Source organism: Seohaeicola saemankumensis, from assembly GCF_042678485.1.
Lineage (GTDB): Bacteria > Pseudomonadota > Alphaproteobacteria > Rhodobacterales > Rhodobacteraceae > Seohaeicola > Seohaeicola saemankumensis.
Window position 1 is genome coordinate 24,593 of the sequence record NZ_JBHTKR010000002.1, and the last position, 20,272, is coordinate 44,864.

The following is a 20,272-nucleotide window of genomic DNA, read 5'->3' on the forward strand; positions in this document are numbered from 1 at the left end:
TTTGGGACCTTTTGCAGAAGCGCGGTCACTGAATAGATCAAACCGATCGCGAAGTTGTTGAATGCAAGGGCACGGAAAACAACCAACCCTCACCGGAGGTTCGAAGCCAGAGCAGCCCTACAAATTTGTTGCGACTTGAAGAGGCTTTGGCGCAAGTTGCATAGCTGTGGCTACCTGCGCAGCAGACCAAGCCAGATCCGTCATAGGGAAGAATGGCATCGATGCGACTTAGAAGCTGGATCGTAACGACAATAGTCATCGCGATTACGCAAGCTGTCCTCGCAATCCTAATGATGCTTCAGCATGACGCCATCTATTCACAGCTGCTTCGTCAACGGGTAGCCGTGATAGCGCAGACGACAGCAGAGACGTTTCGTCCAATCGTTGACCTCGGTCTGCCGGTTTCGATGCTGCGTGACGGCGACAAGATCCTGGCGCGCGGCATCGATATCGATCCGAGCATTTTGGCCATCCATGTGGTAAACCCCTCAGGCATCATCGTTCATACGACGGGCTCGAAACCTGCGGTCTTGGCTGAGGACGTTCTGGCGGCCATGCGGCTCGCGGACAGAGATGTCTGGGGACACGAAACCAGCAGCATGATCTATAGCGGGTTTTCGATCCGCAAGGCGGCAGGCGGTCCTTCCTCGGGCGCGGTGGTCGTGGAATATCCGCATGAACAGCTGGACACTGCGTCCCAAAATATCGCCTGGATCACGCTGCGTAGCGCTCTGTTTATTCTGTTGGCGACTTCTGCTTTGGCTTTCGGCCTGATCTACTTCGCTCTGGAACGTCCGCGCCGTAGGCTGGCTGAGCTCCGTAAGATCTTCGAAAACACCCGATCAAGGCGGGACCCGCCGGTCCGTGCCAGATCGGAAAAGACGGGCAGTCTCGATGACGAACTGTTCCGGCTCGGGCAGAGCTTGCAGGCTGCGGATACCGTTCATCGGCAAGCGCAGCAGGCCATCGCCGGGCCTGTCGAAGCCGGTTTGCCACCAGCGGACAGGTCGGCTGACGATGACACAGATGCGGCGGCTGCGAACGCGGGTAGGCTCAAGGCAGTGATCCTCGCGCGCCTGCTTCCCATCACTGTGGTGCTCATGGTCGTCTCAGCTATCGCACTGGGCAGCGTCGTCACCCGCGCCGTGACAAAATCGATCGAACCGGAGCTTGCCGCGCGCACCGATCTGATTGGCACTGTGGTTAGCGAGAACGTCCAGCGCGTCCTCGACAGTGGCGTTGCTCTGCACGAAATCGTCGGGGCCGACCAGTTCTTTGGAGACATGCTAAAGCGGCTGCCAGAAGTCGCATATATCGCAATCGCCACGGGCCGCATCGTGATCGAAGCTGGAACCAGGATCGACCCTTATCTTGCGCCTCCACGCGAACGGCGGGATGTGCGTAGCCATCCGATCCTTCATGACGGGCAGGAGGTGGCCTATGTGGTGATCGACATCGATCCACGTCTAATCGCTAAGCAGTTCCGCGGAGCCTTCCTCGATGCAGCTGTGATCCTGCTGGCAACCGTTCTATTGGCCAGCGAGGCAATGCTGCTGCTCACGGGACGCGCCCTAGCTGAGGGTCTGGAGCGCGTCCAGAGGCTGAGCGCCATGCAGGCAGCAGGAGACTTTTCGCGCCGTTCGATCGTTCGGGGTCAAAGTACCATAGAAGTCATTTTGGGGACGTTGTCCGGCCGAGCTGTCGAGCTGCATGCGGCTTACGTTGGCGCGCTCAGCGCCGCTTCCGAGTCCCGTCAGGCTGCGCTGCGGCGCATCGGCGAACGCTTGGGATTTGCCCCGGGCGCGCCGCGACCCCTCGAAACGTCGTCTTTTGCGGACATCCGGCTGGCCCTGTTTCTATTTGCGGCGGCGGATGAACTGCCGCTGGCCTTTCTGCCAATCTACACTCGTTCAGCCGACAACCTCTGGCCCTGGATCAACCAGTCGGTCCTGATCGCACTGCCGCTAGCCGGATATCTGCTCGCCATCGTGTTGATGTCGCCCTACGCGCGGGTGCTTGTCGAACGGTTTGGCGTAAGGTGCCTGTTTCTCGCGGCGTCGATTCCCACAGTGGTCGCCCATCTTGGTCTGTTTGCGGCGTCGACCGCTCAAGAGGTAATCTTGTGGCGAACCGTTACCGGATTCGGCTACGCTCTCGTGACACTTGCGGCGCAGGACTATGTTCTGAGCATCGCATCGAAGTCGAACCGTGACAGCATGCTCGGGATCTTTACACTTGTCCTGTTCGGTGGCGTGTTCACCGGCGTTGCCCTTGGCGGCGTGCTCGCCGACCGTCTGGGCCCGGCCAATGTTTTCCTCGTCAGTGCCGGTCTTATCGCGATGTCAGCCCTGCTCAGCACATGGCTGATTGCTCAGGATGTCGGCAAGCGCCATAACCCCGTCGCAACACAGAGGGGCAAGACAAGGTGGGCCGCGCTCCGGGACCCGCATTTGCTCACCTTGATCCTTGGGATTGCAATTCCTAATGCCGTAGTCCTGCAGGCTTTCGTTTCTTATGTGGCTGCCCTCACGCTTGACGCGCAGGGGGCGTCCGCCGCCGAAATTGGCCGGATACTGATGCTGTTCTTCCTCACCCTGATGGCGGTCGGCCCGCTGGCAGGACGGTTCTCGGAGCGCCTGAAGGGGTCTCACGCGATCCTTTGTTTTGGTGCCGCGGGTCTTTGCGGACTAGCGATGCTTCCGGCAGGGCTCCATCCGTCCCAAGCGACTATGGCACTCGCCATGATTGCCACGGGTGCCGGAGGCGCTGTGATACGCGGCGCGCAGGTGTCCATCGCGCTGACCCTGGCCGAGACCGACTTCGCCGGGATCGGACCCGCCGCGGTTCTGGGCGCTCTGCGCACCGGCGAACGACTGGGAAGCATCGTCGGTCTGGTCCTAATCGCGGCGCTTGCAGGTTCCGTAGGCTACAAGGCGGCGATCCTTGCAGCCGCTGCTTGGACGATTGCCGGTGGCGCAGTATTCGCAGCATTGAATTTCAGGCGCTCATTGACAAGTTCGTGATCCAGAAGGTTAGGTGTAATTATCACTGACAGGAGCAATTCCATGAAGCGCATCTGGTCATGCATTGCCTGCGTCACTCTATTCATGTCGGCAACGGTCCCGGCCAGTGCTGAAACCAAGACGATCCTTGGTGTTTGGTACGAACCCTGCGAATATCTTTGCGAAGGCTTGAAGGATGCGATCGTCGAAAGCGGCTTTGACGCGACGGTTGAGATTGTCAGCGTCAACCAAGACAAGAGCCTTTTCCCCGGGCTCGTGGAAGCCGCCCGGAAAGGCAAGGTTGATCTCGTCGTGACGCAGGGCACAAGCGCGACGCTCGGCATCATCGGCACGATGGACGATATCGGGAACCCCCGTTTTCTCGATGATATCCCTGTAGTCTTCACTGTCGTGGCCGATCCGTTCGGCACTCGTATTGCCGAAAGCTTCGAACGCAGCGGCCGGAATAATGTTGCCGGAACGTTCAACCGCGTTCCAGAGGCCGTGAACGTTCAGATCATTCGACAATACGATCCCAGTTTCGAAACGCTTGGTCTGCTCTATCACTCCAATGAGCGTAATTCCCTGATCAAGAAAGAGGAACTCGAGGCTTTGCTGCCTGAATTGGGCATCGAGTTTGTCGCACTGGAACTTGATCCCGGCAATCCCGGCGTCCCCGATCCTGCACTAATCCCGGTCCGTATGGCCGAATTCCGCGAGCGTGGGGTGCGCTGGATGTATCTTGGATCGAGTACGTTCTTGCGCGTTCACGGCGATCTCTACACCAGATCGGCCGTCGAAAACGGCATCGCGATTGTCAGCCCCTATGAGAGCCTTGTCCGCGACAACCGTGCCCTTCTGTCGATTGCGGCACGATATTACGACGTCGGCAAACTCGCCGCTGATCAGGCTCTTTCTATCCTGCGCGACGGTGCCACGCCGGGTGACCTGCCCATCTTGCAAGCATCCGATTTCGCTTACGTCGTGAACATGGATGTCGCGAGGGAGCTCGAAAAGATTCCTCCCTTCGCATTCTTGCAGGTCGCCGAAGCCGTTTCGAACTGACCAATCCAAGGTCGGGCAGTGACGTCAGCTTTGGACTGAGAGCGGCACTGTCAGATTCAACCGGCTTGAGCGGGGCAGGGCGGTTGGCTGGCCGTCGTCGGAAAAAAAACAAGGGGCGACGCTGGAGCAAGACGATTTCATGAACTTGAACCGTGCCGCGCGCTGGGCTGAAGTAAACGCGCAGCTGACCGGCCAAGACGCTTGTGTGAATCGAATGTGTCGCGCAAGCTAGCGTGATATGGATGCATGATCGAAAGCTGCTCGGCGCGCGCTCTGATCAAAGACCCGAAACGTCAGCCAGAGGAGCGTGTCATGACCCTTGCTCATAGCAACACGTTTAAGCAGCCCCGTTGCTTGCCTGTCGGGGACATTCGGGATGCACTTCAGCGGCTCTCCGGCACCGTGGCCGAACAGCGCGCCGGCTTTGACGCAGCCGGGCAATTGCCGGATGGGCTGTTCGACAGTCTCGCCGATCTGGGCCTCTTTCGTCTTTTGTTGCCCGCAAGACTCGGCGGACACGAGCTCTCTGCGCTCGATTTCATGGACGTCGTCGAGGACGCCGCCGCACTCGACGGCTCCATCGGCTGGTTGGTGGGCAATGGCGGGGGTATGGGGCGCGTCGGCGGTTTCCTGTCCGAGGCATCTGCCCGTGAAATTTTCGACGACCCTAAGGCTTTCATCGTGGCCGGCACAGGGGGGCTTGGCCAGGTCGTCGCCACGGATGGCGGCGTCCAGGTAAGCGGCCGGTGGGCCTTCGGTAGTGGGGCACCCCATGGGACGTGGTTCTCGCCCGTGTGCGAGGTCTACGAAAACGGTGTGGCATCGGGCCGCAAGGTCTTGGTTTACGCGCCGCGCAAGGACGTCTTTCTTCACGACAACTGGCGGGTCTCTGGCCTCTGCGCTACCGGCAGCGTCGATTTCGAGTTCCGCGACGTTCTGGTGCCGGATCGCTTTGTGCACGACTTCCAGCCCGAGCCCAACCATCCGGGCACCCTCTACCGGCTGCCGACCTTGTCGATCTTTCCCTGGACAGTTGCGACCGTGCCGTTGGGCCTTGCCCGCGGGGCACGTGACGCGTTCCTGCGCATCGCAAGCCAGAGAAAACGGCGCGGCGACAGCCTTGCGCTTGCCGAGCGCGAGTTGGTCCAGTCTGAGCTCGGCCGGATTGATGCTCAGCTCGCGGCTGCCCGGGTATATCTGCGCCAAGTGATGTTGGACCTGCTGGAGGGCGTCGAAGCCGGCGCCGATCTTCTGCCCCTGCGCGTGCGGTTTCGCATGGGCTGTACATTCGCTAGCGAGACGGCGCTCTGTGCCATTAATCGAATTACTGAGATCGCAGGTGCGGTCTCGATCCTTCAAAACTCCCCACTAGAGCGTTACGAGCGCGATGCCCGTGCGGCTGCCAAGCACATTGCAATGAGTTCAGTGGCTTACATCAACGGCGGCAAGCTGGCGCTGGGACAGGAACTGCTACCATCGGGTTATTGATCCGAAGGGCACTGTGAAAGAAACTGGCTTGAGACGGGCAGGGCGGTTTCGTAGCCTCCCCCGGGGCCAAAACGCTCCCATTTCCGCTACTTCAAAACTGGCCCAGTTATCATCCGCATGGCGATGATGATGTAAGTGCAGTTCCCGCTGCCATTTCGCAGTGTCGGGGATCTTCTGGATGAGCGGGGGATAGAGGTCAGCCATGAGACCCTGCGGTTCTGGTGGAGCAGATGCGATACTTGTAAAAAAATTCGCTGCCATCCACTCTTCGGTCCACAACCACTTAAACCAGCAACGCCACCTTTGCTCACGCAACGAATTCAAGCTGAACCGCGCCGCTGCTCTGGCCGAGTGGCCTAGCCTCTGTGCGGCATAAGGACAGTGTCACTGTCCAAGCAGAGACTGGTTCGAATTAGTCTGCCAGCTCCATCAAGACCTCTAGCCTTGGGGAGTAATACCTTGCAGATGTTGCGCCCAAGCCGCGAGTAGTTTGTCTGGTAAAGTCATTGGATCAAAGGGTTTCTCGATTACCGCAACCGCCCCTAGTGCAAAGAGTTGGTTTTTTTCTGCGGTACTGACCTTAGCGGTGAGGAAGACAATAGGCGTATTTGATAATCCATCCAACAACCGCAGCCGTTTGAAAGTGGTCGGTCCGTCCATTTCAGGCATCATGACGTCGAGCAAGACAAGCTGCGGATTTATTTCGCGGGCTTTTTCCAGGGCATCCGTGCCCTTCGTGAACCCATGAACGTCGTAGCCACCAACATTAGTTAGAGAAATATTCAGTAGCTGAACTACGTCAATGTCATCTTCGACAAACAGGATTCTCTTCAGTTCTTCCATAACGCTTTCAGTCTTCCACGGTAATTAGTTGAAGCGCATACCCTTTCCGTCGAGGCTGCTTTCAGTCACCGTTTTCCGGCGATGCTGTGATTATGGGAAACTCCACCCAGAATTCGGATCCATGGCCCGGCTCAGAGGCAAGTCCGACTTGCCCATGCATGCGAATGGCCAGTTCACGCGCAATGGCCAGCCCCAATCCCATTCCGCCATGCTTGCGAGAATCGCTGGTGTCAACTTGAGCAAATTTCTGAAAAATCAATTCTTGCTTATCCTCGGGAATACCTGGGCCATTGTCGATAACGCTGATCCGGGCCATTTTTCCATCGCTGTCTGTTCTTATCCGAACAGTATCGCCTTCCTTTGAAAACTTGATCGCATTCGAGATCAAATTGGTCAGTATCTGAATTGTACGCGCTGCATCCACCTTGACTGTGGCAGTCTGTGGTGCATGCGATTCCAATTCAAGCGATATGCGATATTTCTGGGCAAAACCCAGATTGAGTGAAGCGGCCGTTGCCGCCAGCTCATCAAGCTGCTCGCTACCCACCTGGATATCCATTTCCCCCTGAGTCAGCTTCTCAAGGTCAAGCATTTCCTCGATCATGGTGCCCAGACGCTCGGCGTTTTTCAGCGCTGCATCCAGGACAGATACCCCTTTGGGGTGAAGCTGCCCCAGAACACCGCCGCTGATCAGCGACAAGGTGCCACGGATCGATGTCAGCGGCGTCCGGAGTTCGTGGCTTACAGTCGCGAGGAACTCAGACTGCATACGTTCGATTTTCTTACGTTCACTGATGTCCCGTACGATTCCGATAAAGAAGCGCCCCTTGCTATCCTCGATCTCGGAAACAGCCAGTTCGATGGGAAATATTTCGCCGTTTGCACGGATGGCTTCGAATTCGCTGAGCCGGCCCATCACGCGCGGGAGCGCGCCCTCAAGGTAGCGCCGGATATAACGATCATGTTGGACGCCGTGGTGGTGGGGCATCAGGATGCTGACGTCACGACCTATTACTTGGGCTGCAGAATAACCAAAAATCTGTTCGGCAGCCCTATTGTAGGCAGTGATCAAACCTTCTGCATCAATCGCGATGATGGCATCGACGACATTTTCAAGAATCGTTTCGGTGTGCTTCGCGGCTTGCTCTAACATTTCTGCGGCGCGTCGCTCCTCAGTGACGTCAAGCGTCACTCCGATCACTTCAACCACGTTGGGACCATCTCTTTCAACACGGGCGACAGAAGACAGAATCCGTTCGCCACGTTCGGGATGGTTCAGACGAAATTCGAACTTGTGTCTGTTTTCGCTGACGTCGGCAAATGTCGCGAACAACGCTGTTATAGCCTCAACATCGTCTTGGTGAACCCGTTCGGTCCAGGCGCTGCTGAGCTTTTCGATCTTTTCCGGAACCAGCCCGTGCAGACGAAAGTTTTCAGCATTCCATTCAATCTCGCCGGTTTGAAGATTGAAGGCCCATACCCCCATTTCGGCAACTTCTGTCGCAAGGTTCAATCTATCCAGCGATCCTTTGAGAACACGCTGGATTTCCTTGCTCTCGGTTACGTCGTTTTCGATCGCGATAAAGCCCGTGTGTTCGCCTTCGGAATTCCACATCGGGTTGCAGCGGATCTCAACCCAGTAGGGTTCTCCCGATTTTGTATGATTCAGCAGATCGACATGAAAGTTTTGGCGCCTGGCGATGCTTGTGCGCATGTTGTCCAGCACATCGTCAGGCGGCCGGACCTTTTGTAGTATCGCTCCCGGTACTTTGCCCTGCAACTCTTCAAGATCATATCCTGTCAACCGGGTGAATGACTCATTCACCCATGTCACACGGCCTTCGGGGTCGGTGATGATGACACCGTTGGTCGTCTGCCGCGCCACTTGGGACATCAGTTCAAGTTGCGTGGTGCGCTCCGTAACGCGGCTTTCCAGAGATTGTGTCAGGTCTTCAAGAGAACGGAACGCCCGGCTCAGCTTGTCGGACATGGAGGTCATTGCCTTGGCCACCATGTCGTATTCAAGGATGGTGCTTTCGCCCAACCCTAGCTTCGGAGGACGGCCTGCGACGACCGAAGTTGGTAAATGTTGACTGAACCGGGCCAGCCAGGACACAGGCGCCACAAGCCAGCGTATCAATATGAACGAGACCGCTAACACGAAAGCCACCACGATGGAGAGAATGAGCAGATTCTGGCGGCCAGCCTGCTCAAGGATGTCGATCATCGGCGCTGCAGAAAACTCGATACGGATTTCTTGTAGGTCATCCATGCCGGAAACAGGCGTACGCATCAGGTATCGGCCTTCTCGGGCGCGCAGCATCTCGGCTAGATCCTGTGCCGGTTCCCATTGCTCCAACTCTGATTCATCCTTGAAAATGGTGCCGTTTGTCCCGAAGCTGCGTGTCGTACCGAAAAGATCCTGATGCGCACCGTCGGCATAAACTTTCGCTATTGCGATACTTTGCGAGTAAAGCGGCGCGTCACTGGAATCGGATTTGAAATCCTGCAATTGCCTGTCGAAGACGTCACTAAAACGCGCGATTGGTATCGTGTTTTCCAGGGCCATGACCGTGAAAAGTCCCGCTGTCGACATGGCTGATGCAAGGCGATCCACGGTTCTTTGATAGTCCGACCTGCTTTCCTGAACCACGAGCGCGGAAGACGACGTGATGGAGACAAAGGCTGCGATCTGAAACAGAAGGGTCTGCAACGAAATCTTGGGTAGCTTTGCTCTGACTGAGGTGAAGGCAACTGGCAATATTGCGATGATCAACCCTGCGAAAACCGCATTGAACACCCCGTTCACCGCTTGCTTCAGCCCGATAAATGCCGCCGATCCGAACGACATCTGCAGCGCTCCGCCATAAGCCAGAATGACAAGCGGGAAGCCGATGAAAAGCCAGTACGCCACATCTATGAGAACTATGTTTTCATATCGACGGGAAAACAATCCAACGATGAGTATCTCGAGCGTGAAGATAAGCATCGCGTAAGGGTGACCCCAGGCGAAAAAGGTATAGCTGGCTCCAACTGCCAAGACAGCCACGCCGCACCAAAGGCCGACAAGGCGCAGCGCCACAAGCGCGGCTATCGACCCAAAGACGAATGAGATAGAGTTAAAAAGCTGCAGGTTGAAAATGAAGCCAGCAAGTGACAACGCTGCGAAAATCCCGGCGATGGCATATTTTTCAAGCATGGTGTCCGCGTTGATATCTCGTGCACAACGCATACTGGCAAAAGATAAGCTTCAAGACGAAAAGATTGCTGATCCCCGTCAGGCATCTAAGAATGCTTCAAGTTGTGTTTATAAGATCACTACACGATGCATTTTTTTGCGTCCGGGCATGAGCTGAAGTTAAACCGGACAGAAAAAGTTGCAGGCAAGCCGGCAAAACTCCCAGGATGATACAAGGAGAGTAATGGATTGCCAAAGCTAGCTGCATTGTCAGATCAGACCAGCCTGAGCGGGACAAGGGGGGCTGAATGGCTTTCATATTGAAAGAACCTGACCCCTTCCACGGCTTCAAGACCTATTCGGAAATTATCTGCCCGGCTCTGAAGTGGTACGTGCGTTTCCCGCTGTCAGAGCTGAATGTCGAGGAACGTCTGCTTGAGCGGGATGGGCACAACGGTGCTGCATGCGTCGAGGTGGGCTGGAGCAGGAGGTCTGCCCCAATCGCCCTGGATAACATCGGGGCGGACTTTTCTGACCCACCGGGAGCCTGATCTTTCAAGTGACTGGATGATGTGTTTTATGTTATTCAATACCTCGAGTTTACGCGAATTTCGGTTAGAGTTTCGCGGTTCACAGGCTCGCTTTTGACAGACCCCCTTCATGGTTGGCTGCTCGACATGACCCGCGATCAAATGATCACCCACCTTCTGGAAGCGAATGCAGTTGCGCTGATCGCCGCTTTGCACGGTCATCATCCCTTCGGCGCGGTGTTGGTTGGCCCTGATGGCAAGATCCTCATGCGTCAAGGCAACATCGATACGGTACATCATGCCGAGACCGAACTTGCGCGCCGCGCCGCAGTCGCTTACGCGCCGGAATATCTCTGGACTTGCACGCTCGTCTCGACTGGAGAGCCATGCGCAATGTGCAGTGGCACGCTCTACTGGGCGAATATCGGCCGCTTGGTTTATGGTTTCGAGGAAGGGGCATTACTTGAAATGACTGCTGACCACCCCGAGAATCCGACCATGAGCCTATCGTCGCGCCAAGTGCTGCAGTCTGGGCAGAAGAAGATTGAAGTTCACGGCCCATTCCACGAAGTCGAGGACGAACTTCTTGCCCCGCACCGTGACTTCTGGCGGCGCTAGGATGAAGTGATGCCAAGGCATGGCCGGGGGCAGCTGCAGCCCGTTCACACTGGCTGATTTATCTGCACTGCCCCCATCAAGTATACTGAATTGATGGCTGGTGCATCATCGCGAGGTTATTGCCTATGGCCAGCGGACGCTGTACCTCTTCATGTCAGGCGAACTCTTTCTGCGCTCTGATCGCATATCCAGCCATTAAATCGCTGCATAGCGGCAGATAGCTCCACGGCCTTCGGAACCACGACATGATAGGCAAAGCTTGTGTCGAACACCCGACCGAACGGGTTGACCAGTGTCCCCTTCTCAAGCTCATCCTGAACCAACCATGACGCAAAAAGCGATACTCCAAGGCCGTTGATTGTCGAGCTTAGCTGGAAATGCCGGTCCTCCAGCATCATCTGCGGCTGCGCCGCGTCCAGGGCAAGCGCATTACCTGACAGCCATTCCTCCCACATGCGGGTATCGTCCACATGCAGCAAAGTGCAGCGCAACAGGTCTTTCGGTTGCCGGATGGAATGCGCCTTTAGATAATCAGGGCTGCACACCGGAGCCAGCGTTTCGGGCCAGAGTCGGGTGACATGGAAACCGTCCCAGTTGCCTCGCCCCCACTGAATGCCAAGATCGGCAAAACGTTCAGGATTGGGCATGCGGACAAAGCTGTTATTGTGGTTCTGGATCGACAGGTTCATCTCTGGGTGAGCCTCGAGAAGATGGCCCAGCCGTGAAGAAAGCCACCGGCTTGCGAACATCGGCAATAGCGCCACTCGCACCGTGCCCGGCCTCTGCGCGATCCGCTCAAGCCCCGTGCGGATGGCAGTCAATCCACGTGAGACATGCTGGGCCAGTAGGCTGCCCTGCTCGGTCGGCTGCAAACCGCTGGCTGTGCGCCGGAACAACAGAACGGACAGATCGTCTTCCAATTTTTTGATGTGATAGCTAACCGAGCTTTGGCTGATATTAAGCTCTTGAGCAGCTCGGGTCACGTTTCCGACCTCAAAGCAAACCATAAATACTTGAATAGAATTTATATTTCGAACAATTTCCACCATCGAAACCAGATCCTCCGCTGCGATCAACACTGCATCATACTATCGAATAATTCGATGTCCGCACAGAATCTTTGAATTTTTCCGCAGGGCGTCCTGTGGATAGCGTGAGTGCATCCGTTCGGTGTCTGCCGGAGACAGCGCCAGCGGAAGGGAGGATCTGATGACCGACACTGTTCTCGAGGTGGACAACCTCTGCAAGTCGTTTGGCGGCGTGCAGGCCATTCGCGATTTATCTTTCGCTGTGTCCCCAGGCGAAGTTCTAGGCCTGATAGGGCCGAACGGATCGGGCAAATCGACGACTGTCAACGCGCTGGCCGGGGTCTTTCCGGCAACGTCCGGCCGGATCATGCTGTGCGGCACGCAAGTGCAGGGCATGACTGAACATGCCCGCGTTGCGATGGGTCTGGCGCGCACATTCCAAACAGCCAGCATCTTTCCCGAATTCACTGTCCGCGAACAGATCACACTGGGTGGCACCGTCACGCTGACCTTGCATCCCCTGGCATCCGTTTTTGGCCTTGGCCGTCATGCCAGCGAGGACGAAGCTCTGCACGAACGGGTGCAGGAGATTCTTGACCTGACCGGGCTCGCTCCGGTTGCCGAACAGACAGTGGGAACGATTTCATCGGCCCAACAGCGTTTTCTGATGATTGCAACCGCACTGGCGGCTGAGCCCCGGATCATCCTGCTGGATGAACCGGCGGCGGGTCTTGTCTCGCATGAACGCAAAATGCTCTCGGAAACGATCAAGGCGATCCGCGACCGCGGCACAGCAGTGCTGGTGATCGAACATCACATGGCCCTGATCATGGAGGTCTGCGACCGTATCGTCGTTCTCAACTTTGGCTCCAAGATCGCCGAAGGCACGCCTGCCGAAATCCGCAACAACCGCGCTGTGATCGACGCCTATCTGGGCGAGGCGGTCTGACATGCTCCAGATCAACAATCTCAAGGTCGCCTACGGCTCTATCGAGGTGATCCACGGCATCAGCCTCGAGGTACGGCCCGGCGAATGCGTTGCGCTGATCGGCGCCAATGGCGCTGGTAAATCCTCAACCCTCAAGGCGATCTGCGGATTGGTCCCGGTGAAAAGCGGCAATGTCACCTTCGAGGGGCGCGACATCACCAACCTCAGCGGTCATGGGGTCGTGCAGGCGGGTATCACCATGTGCCCCGAAGGTCGGCAGGTGTTTCCGCAGATGAGTACGATAAAGAATCTGCGGATGGGCGCCTACATGCGCCGCGACGCGGAACAGGACTCCGATTTGGAACGCATGATGGACATGTTCCCCATCCTGCGTGACCGCGCCCATCAGGCGGCGGGCACCCTGTCGGGCGGCGAGCAGGAGATGCTGGCCATTGCCCGCGCGCTGATGGCGCGCCCGAAACTTTGCATATTCGACGAGCCCTCGCTGGGCCTTGCGCCCAAGATCGTGGCGGAAGTGGCCGCGACCATCGCGCGGATCAAGGCGATGGGAAAGACTATCCTGCTTGTCGAACAGAATTCGCTCATGGCGCTCAGACTGGCTGACCGGGCCTATCTGTTCGAGGCGGGCGAGATCGTGTTGAGCGGCACCGGGGAGGAGCTGCAATCACACCCGGAGGTGGTGAAAGCCTATCTGGGACACTGACCGGAACGACAAAATGGGAGGAATGACAATGACGAAACACCTGAAGTTCACAACACTCACGGCCATACTAGCTTTGACCGGCGGCGTAGTTATGGCAGAGGAAAAAACCCTCGACATCGGCGTTTCCGACGCGCTGACCGGCGGGGCGGCAGTCTACGGCCTGCCACAGGCGAATGCAGTTCAGATGGCGGCGGAAGAGATCAACGCCGCAGGCGGCATCAAGGTGGGCGAGGACACCTACATGCTCAATGTCATCGCCTATGACGACAAGGCCAACCCGACCGAGGCGACCAATGCGGTACGCAAGCTGATCGACCGGGACGGCGTCAAGTTCATTCTCGGCTTCTGCTGCTCGGGCGCGACCGGAGCCGTCGCCTCCTTCATAGCCGACGAGGATGCGGTAATGCTGGTGGGCAATGCTGCCGAACGCTCGATCACCACGCGCGAGATTTCCAATCTCGTCCGCACCCGCCCGCCTGCGGATTACACAGGCGCGGCTGCCGGCACTTTCGTCGCCCAGAAGGGCCACAAGAAAGTGGCCGTGCTCGGCGCGCTCGATGTGGGTTTCTACGCCAGCTATGTCGATGCCTTCGAGGCCGAACTGAACAAGGCGGGCGGCGAGATCATCACGCGCGAATCCTTTGGCCTCAAGGATCGGGACATGTCCCCGCAGTTGACCAAGATCCGCGAACTGCAACCCGACGCGATCCTAGTTGTCGGCTACGTGGAGCCTGCTGCCTTCATCTACCGTCAAGCCATCGAACTTGGCATCGACGTGCCGCGCTACGGCTTCACCAGTGGCAGCGAGGAACAGTTCCTGCGCGTCGCTTCCTCCGAGCAGATGGAAGGTGTCTGGGACCTGCGCCCGACCGAGCTGACGCTGCTGTCGGCCAGCGACAACGGCATCGCCTATCACGCCAACTACACCGAGAAATTCGGAATCGCGCCCTCGCCCAGCTCGCCCTATGCCTATGACCAGACCTATGCGCTCAAGCACGCGCTAGAAGCGGCTGGCACGGTCGAGGATACCGACGCCGTGGCCGCCGCCCTGCGCGAGATGCCGATCCCGGCAGAAGTGGTCATGCAGTACCTGCCGGTAGACGGGAAGATGTTCGATGTAAACGGTCAGGCATACACCTCGAACGGCGCGTTCCAGTGGCAGAGCGGCAACTGGGTCTTCGTGCAGGACCTGCCCTCGGATGCTGCGGCTTATTCCGCCTTCCTGAGCACAATCGACTGAGTTCCTCCCGGCGGCGCGGGGCTCTCGGGCTCTGCGCCGCCAAATTTCGCGATCACGCCGCAAGCCTGTGGCTCTGACCTTGAAAGACCGCAACATGATCGAGATCCTTCAACAGATCGTCAATGGCGTGGCGATTGGTGGCGTCTATGTGCTGATTGCGCTTGGCCTGACCACCGTTTTCGGCATCCTGGGAATTGCCCATTTCGCCCATGGATCCGTGTCCATGTTCGGCGGCTACTTGACCTTCTTCATGGTCACCACTTGGGGCTTTCCGCTGCTGCTGGCGATCCTTATCGCGCTGATCGTAGGTTTCGTGCTGGGGATGCTGATTGAGTTGCTGGCCTATCGTCCGGTCAGGAATGCCAACCATATCAACGCCTTCATCGTGGCGCTTGGCCTAACCATGATGGTCGAGGGACTGAACCTCCAATTCTTCGGCCATGAACAGGTGGTCATTCCCACCAACCTGACTCGCGTCTTCGACATCGGCGGGGTCACGATCCCCGAACTGCGGCTTTACGTGATCATCGCCGCGGCCCTGCTGATTATCGCCATGACCCTGTTCGTCGAAAAGACCAAGACTGGGCAGGCGATCCGCGCCGTGGCCGAAAACCGCGATGCCGCCATCCTGATGGGTGTCAACGTCAAGACGATACCGCTGGTGGTCTTTGCCATCTCGACCGCGCTGGGGGTTTGCGCGGGCGTCATGGTCGGCTCGCTCTTCGCCATCGCCCCCGGCATTGGGGAATGGCTGGTGGTCAAGGGCTTCGCCGTGCTGATCCTTGGCGGTCTGGGCTCGATCCCCGGCGCCATCGTCGGCGGGCTGGTCCTTGGCGTGACCGAGGCGCTGGCCGCGGGCTTCATATCATCCGCCTACAAGGACGTGATCGCCTTCGTCGTGATGATCGCCGTCCTGTTGCTGCGCCCGCAGGGCCTGATGGGGAAAGCATGATGAAATTCGGCGCGACACATCTCCTTTATGCGGCGGCGCTTGTGGGCTTTGTCCTGCTGCCGCAGCTAATCACCGTGAAATACTACCTGCACCTGAGCGTGCTGGCGCTGGTCTGGGTGATCGCGGCACAGGGCCAAAACCTGATCCAGGGGTATACTGGCTATGTCTCGATCGTGCAGGCAGGCTTCATGGGCATCGGCGCCTACAGCACCACGCTCATGGGTATCCATTTCGGTCTGCCGGTCTGGCTTACCATCCTGCTGGCACCGTTCGTCACCGCCTTGTTCGCGCTGGCGGCGGGCTATCCCAGCCTGCGGGTCAAGGGGCACTACTTTGCCATCGTCACGCTGGCCTTCAACCTTGTGATCTTCATCGTGCTGATGCATGCGACCGACCTCACGCAGGGCGAGGCCGGGATCAGCGGCATCCCAAAACCGGGACGCGAGGGTGGCTGGTTCGATTTCACCAACCGGCAGGTTTATTACTACTTCGTGCTGATCATCGCCGTCTCCATGACGGGTCTGGCCGCGCTGATCGTGCGCTCGCGCATCGGGCAGACCTTGATCGCGATCCGCCAGAACGAGACGTTGGTGGGCGCCATCGGCATCGCCGCCTGGAAATACAAGCTGTTCGCCTTCGTTGCCGCGGCCATGTACGCGGGGCTGGCAGGCGCGCTCTATGCCCATTACCAAAGCTTCATTAACCCCGAGATCTTTGGCCTGGCCCAATCACTCGATGCGATCCTCGCGGTGATCATCGGCGGCTCGGGCACGATCCTCGGTCCGGTGATCGGCGCCTTCGTGGTGGTGTTCCTACCCGAATACCTGCGCTTTGCGGACAGTTTCCGCCTGATCCTTTACGGTTTGCTGCTGGTGCTGGCGACGATCTTCATGCCGCGCGGCATCGTGGGCGTCGCGGGCCAACTCTGGGCGCGTATCACCGGAAAGGCTGCGTCATGACTCGGCAGGCCGATCATCTGGCACAGGTGCGGGCCTTTGCTGCGACCACGCTTGCCCCTGCGGCGGCGCGCTGGACGAAGGGTGACGCGCCCGATCCCGACCTCTTCCGCGCAGCCGCCGCTCTGGGACTTTTCGGGATCGAACTGCCGGTGGAGGCGGGCGGCCTGAGCTTCGATTTCGCGCATAAGGCCGCCGTCTGCGCGACCCTGGCGGCCGTTGATTTCGGCTTTGCCATGTCCGTCGTCAATACCCACAACGCAGCACTGCGCCTGCACCTGAGTGCACCTACCCTGGCCGCACGCCACCTGCCCGGCCTCCTGTCCGGGCAGGTCCTGGCCTGCACCGCCCTGACTGAACCGGGGGCGGGCACCGATGTTGCGGCCTTGCAGACCCGGGCGACGCAAACGGCGGACGGATGGATGATAAGCGGACATAAGGACTGGATCATCAACGCCCGTCACGCGGGCCTGTCCATTGTCTTTGCCAAATGCGGGGCGGGCGACGACGGCCCCGCCATCGGGGCCTTTCTGGTTGACCTGACTGCCCCCGGCGCAACACGCCACGCAACCGAGGCTGGTTTTGCCCAGGACAGCATGGGCACCGGCGGCTTCATCCTTGATGGGGTTGCTCTGCCGTCCGAAGCGTTGATCCTGCCCCCCGGCACCGCCTTTCGGGCCATTCTGTCCGAGATCAACGGCGCGCGCGCCTATGTTGCCGCGATGTGCTGCGCCATGCTGGGTGCGGCCATCGACACGGCTGCAAGGTATGGCCAGAGCCGCCACAGCTTTAGCATGCCGCTGATGGATCACCAGGCATGGCGGCTGGCCCTTGCGCAGGCGCAAACAGATCTGGCGGCCACCCACGCCCTGACCGATCGCGCCATCGCCGCCATCCCGGACGATCCCGCAGCACAACTGCTGGCCGCACAGGCCAAGGTTCATGCCGTGCAGACCTGCCAGCAACATTTGCCCGCCCTTTTGCACGCCATGGGCGCCGAAGGCCTGCGCCCCACCCATTGCCTGACCCGCCACCTTGCCGCGGTGCAAAGTGCTGCCCTGACCGACGGGGCCATCGCCCCGCTGCTGGAACGGGTGGCGCGCCTGTCATGGCCCGCCACGCCCCCAATGAAGGATTGATCCATGCGCGTATTCCAGATCGAGGGCGACTGGGGCATGGCCAACTTGCGCCTGTCTGACCGTCCCAAGCCCGTGCCCGGCCCAGGCCAGATCCTGATCAAGATGCATATGGCCGCCCTCAACGCCCGTGACCTGATCGTGCCCGAACGCGGCTATGGCCGTGCTACCGGAGAATTGCCCCTGATCCCCTTGTCGGACGGTGTGGGTGAGGTGGTCGAGACCGGTCCTGGCGTTACCTGCGTGGCCGTGGGCGACCGTGTCTGCCCCACCTATTTCCAGAACTGGATCGCGGGCGATCCAAGCCCCGCCGCCTTTGCTTCGGCGCTTGGCGGACCGCTGGACGGGGTGATGGCCGACTATGTCTGCCTGTCGCAGGAGGGCGTCGTGAAGGTTCCCGCCTATCTGACCGATGCCGAGGCCGCGACGCTTCCCTGCGCAGCGCTGACCGCATGGAGCGCGATTGTCACCCATGGCCAGACCCGCGCAGGGCACAGGATACTGGTGCAGGGCACCGGCAGCGTTGCCCTTTTCGCGCTGGCCTTCGCCAAGCTGCACGGCGCCCATGTCACGGTGATTTCATCCAGCGATGACAAGCTGGATCGCGCCCGCGCCATGGGGGCCGATGCTACGATCAACTATACCACCACCCCCGACTGGGCGCGCGCCAGCCGCGACATCACCGCCGCTAGGGGTGGCTATGATCTGATCATCGAACTGGGCGGGGCGCAGACCTTGCCGCTGTCGCTGCGCGCGGTGCGGCCCGGCGGCACACTGGCGATGATCGGCGTGCTTTCGGGCTTGACCATCGAGGCCTCGCTTGGCCCCATCGTCGCGCGCCAGGTCCGCCTGCAAGGGGTCACTGTCGGCCACCGTGCCGGGTTCGAGGCGATGTTGGCCGCGATGGAGCAGCACCAGATCCGCCCGGTCATCGGCACCACATTCGCCTTCGAGGACCTTCATAGCGCGCTGCAACAACAGCGCGACGGCGGTCATTTCGGCAAGACACTCATTCTGTTCTGAGGCCCGATGCACGACACACACCCCTACCAGCCCCGCACATATGCGCGGAAAGACCCTGATGCCATTGCCTATGTGATGTGCGCCACGGGCGAGCGTGTCAGCTTTGCCCAGCTTGAGGCGCGGGCCAATCAGGGGGCGCATCTGCTGCGCGGCGCGGGCCTGGGACGTGGCGATCACATCGCCATTCTGATGGAGAACTGCCGCGAATTCCTTGAAATCTGCTTCGCCGCGGACCGTTCGGGCGTCTATTACACGACCATCAGCACCCATCTTACGCCTGACGAAGTCGCCTATATCCTGCAGGATTGTGGTGCGCGTGTCCTGATCACCTCGGGCCGGATACTGGACAGCCTTGGGCACACCTTGCCACGCATAGACAGATCGGTGCAGGTCTACGTGGTGGGCGACACGCCCGAGGGCCTGCACGACTGGAAAGCCAAAACCGCCATGCAGCCCGAAACCCCGATCCCGGATGAGGCGCAGGGTCTGGACATGCTTTATTCATCGGGGACCACCGGACGGCCCAAGGGGATCAAGTGGCCGCTACCCGACGATCGCCCCGGCGGGCGCAGCATGCTGGTCGATCTGCTGTCCACGCTCTTCGGCTATGATGCCCAGACCCGCTATCTCAGCCCCGCGCCGCTTTATCACGCGGCACCCTTGCGCCATTCCATGGTCACGATCCGTATGGGCGGCACCGCCTTCATCATGGACCGGTTCGACCCTTTGCGAGCACTTGATCTGATCCAGCGTCACAGCATCACCCACAGCCAATGGGTGCCCACGATGTTCGTGCGCCTGCTGAAACTCCCGCCTGAGGATCGCGCGCGTTTCGATCTGTCCTCGATGAAAATGGCCGTCCACGCCGCCGCTCCGTGTCCGATGGACATTAAGCGCCAGATGATCGACTGGTGGGGCGAGATCATCCACGAATATTACGCGGGCACGGAAAACAACGGCTTCACCGCCATCACCACACCAGAATGGCAGGCGCATCCCGGATCGGTCGGGCGCGCGAAACTGGGCGTGATCCATATCTGCGACGAAGCGGGCCGCGAACTGCCAGTCGGCCAGGAGGGCGAGGTTTATTTCGAGAACGGCCACCAGTTTCTCTACCACAACGACCCGGACAAGACCGCCGCCTCGACCAATGCCAGCGGCTGGACCACCCTGGGCGACATCGGCAGGCTGGACGACGAAGGTTACCTCTACCTCACCGACCGGAAATCCTTCGTCATCATCTCGGGCGGTGTGAACATCTACCCTCAGGAGGCCGAGGATATCCTGCTGGGCCATCCCGCCGTGCTCGATGCCGCCGTGTTCGGCGTGCCCAATGAAGATTTCGGTGAAGAGGTGAAGGCCGTAGTTCAACTGCTGCCCGGAAAGGCGGCAAGTCCCGCATTGGCCGAGGAACTGATCGCCTGCTGCCGCGCGCGTCTCTCATCCATCAAATGCCCGCGCAGCGTGGACTTCCGCGCGACACTGCCAAGGTCTGCGACAGGCAAGCTCTACAAGCGCAGGCTCAAGGCCGAATATTGGCCCTGAAGGTCTTGTCAGAAAG

General features: G+C 59.1%; 16 protein-coding genes and 1 pseudogene. 14 read left to right on the top strand and 3 right to left on the bottom strand.

The features are described 5' to 3' along the window. Nucleotides 1–293: 293 nt before the first annotated feature. The 4 genes and pseudogenes from ACFQ3C_RS03935 to ACFQ3C_RS03950 form a co-directional block, all read left to right on the top strand. Entirely contained in the window at nt 294–3,023 is a 2,730-nt protein-coding gene (locus tag ACFQ3C_RS03935; protein ID WP_380789136.1) for an MFS transporter, read from the top strand. Between the two features lie 42 nt (nt 3,024–3,065). Next, nucleotides 3,066–4,067, top strand: a complete 1,002-nt coding sequence (locus ACFQ3C_RS03940) for an ABC transporter substrate-binding protein (protein WP_380789137.1) — start codon at nt 3,066–3,068, stop codon at nt 4,065–4,067. A gap of 312 nt (nt 4,068–4,379) precedes the next feature. Continuing rightward, nucleotides 4,380–5,555, top strand: a complete 1,176-nt coding sequence (locus tag ACFQ3C_RS03945) for an acyl-CoA dehydrogenase family protein (RefSeq protein WP_380789138.1) — start codon at nt 4,380–4,382, stop codon at nt 5,553–5,555. Nucleotides 5,556–5,672: 117 nt separating this feature from the next. Further along, nucleotides 5,673–5,792, top strand: a pseudogene (locus tag ACFQ3C_RS03950) (IS6 family transposase); the annotation flags it as partial. A gap of 201 nt (nt 5,793–5,993) precedes the next feature. Here the strand turns inward: ACFQ3C_RS03950 and ACFQ3C_RS03955 are convergent. Then, on the bottom strand, nt 5,994–6,398 hold the full coding sequence (locus ACFQ3C_RS03955; RefSeq protein ID WP_380789139.1) for a response regulator: 405 nt from the start codon (nt 6,396–6,398) through the stop codon (nt 5,994–5,996). A 61-nt stretch (nt 6,399–6,459) separates the two neighbouring features. Next, entirely contained in the window at nt 6,460–9,597 is a 3,138-nt protein-coding gene (locus ACFQ3C_RS03960; RefSeq protein WP_380789140.1) for a PAS domain S-box protein, read from the bottom strand. Nucleotides 9,598–9,884: 287 nt separating this feature from the next. Between ACFQ3C_RS03960 and ACFQ3C_RS03965 the strand changes: the two genes are divergently transcribed. Continuing rightward, complete coding sequence (locus tag ACFQ3C_RS03965) at nt 9,885–10,127, top strand: hypothetical protein (RefSeq protein ID WP_380789141.1); 243 nt, start codon at nt 9,885–9,887, stop codon at nt 10,125–10,127. A 126-nt stretch (nt 10,128–10,253) separates the two neighbouring features. Continuing rightward, on the top strand, nt 10,254–10,724 hold the full coding sequence (locus ACFQ3C_RS03970; RefSeq protein ID WP_380789142.1) for a nucleoside deaminase: 471 nt from the start codon (nt 10,254–10,256) through the stop codon (nt 10,722–10,724). A 149-nt stretch (nt 10,725–10,873) separates the two neighbouring features. Here ACFQ3C_RS03970 and ACFQ3C_RS03975 read toward each other — a convergent pair whose 3' ends face one another. Continuing rightward, complete coding sequence (locus tag ACFQ3C_RS03975) at nt 10,874–11,800, bottom strand: LysR substrate-binding domain-containing protein (protein ID WP_380789143.1); 927 nt, start codon at nt 11,798–11,800, stop codon at nt 10,874–10,876. A gap of 133 nt (nt 11,801–11,933) precedes the next feature. Here ACFQ3C_RS03975 and ACFQ3C_RS03980 point away from each other — a divergent pair, with 133 nt between their 5' ends. From ACFQ3C_RS03980 to ACFQ3C_RS04015, 8 genes are all read left to right on the top strand, one after another. Next, nucleotides 11,934–12,701: an ABC transporter ATP-binding protein gene (locus tag ACFQ3C_RS03980; protein ID WP_380789144.1), complete on the top strand. Its 768-nt coding sequence runs from the start codon at nt 11,934–11,936 to the stop codon at nt 12,699–12,701. A 1-nt stretch (nt 12,702) separates the two neighbouring features. Continuing rightward, the gene (locus ACFQ3C_RS03985; RefSeq protein WP_380789145.1) at nt 12,703–13,404 is read left to right on the top strand and encodes an ABC transporter ATP-binding protein; all 702 of its coding nucleotides are present in this window, start codon (nt 12,703–12,705) and stop codon (nt 13,402–13,404) included. 91 nt (nt 13,405–13,495) lie between these two features. Further along, on the top strand, nt 13,496–14,644 hold the full coding sequence (locus tag ACFQ3C_RS03990) for an ABC transporter substrate-binding protein (protein ID WP_380789146.1): 1,149 nt from the start codon (nt 13,496–13,498) through the stop codon (nt 14,642–14,644). Nucleotides 14,645–14,738: 94 nt separating this feature from the next. Continuing rightward, nucleotides 14,739–15,596, top strand: a complete 858-nt coding sequence (locus ACFQ3C_RS03995) for a branched-chain amino acid ABC transporter permease (protein WP_380789147.1) — start codon at nt 14,739–14,741, stop codon at nt 15,594–15,596. Further along, nucleotides 15,596–16,555, top strand: a complete 960-nt coding sequence (locus ACFQ3C_RS04000) for a branched-chain amino acid ABC transporter permease (protein WP_380789148.1) — start codon at nt 15,596–15,598, stop codon at nt 16,553–16,555. The genes ACFQ3C_RS03995 and ACFQ3C_RS04000 overlap by 1 nt, the downstream gene beginning before the upstream one ends. Then, a complete protein-coding gene (locus ACFQ3C_RS04005) occupies nt 16,552–17,691 on the top strand; it encodes an acyl-CoA dehydrogenase family protein (RefSeq protein WP_380789149.1) in 1,140 nt (379 codons plus the stop codon). Before ACFQ3C_RS04000 ends, ACFQ3C_RS04005 begins: the two co-directional genes overlap by 4 nt. Before the next feature lie 3 nt (nt 17,692–17,694). Further along, nucleotides 17,695–18,711, top strand: a complete 1,017-nt coding sequence (locus tag ACFQ3C_RS04010; protein ID WP_380789150.1) for a zinc-dependent alcohol dehydrogenase family protein — start codon at nt 17,695–17,697, stop codon at nt 18,709–18,711. A 6-nt stretch (nt 18,712–18,717) separates the two neighbouring features. Continuing rightward, complete coding sequence (locus ACFQ3C_RS04015) at nt 18,718–20,256, top strand: acyl-CoA synthetase (protein WP_380789151.1); 1,539 nt, start codon at nt 18,718–18,720, stop codon at nt 20,254–20,256. Nucleotides 20,257–20,272 lie beyond the last annotated feature (16 nt).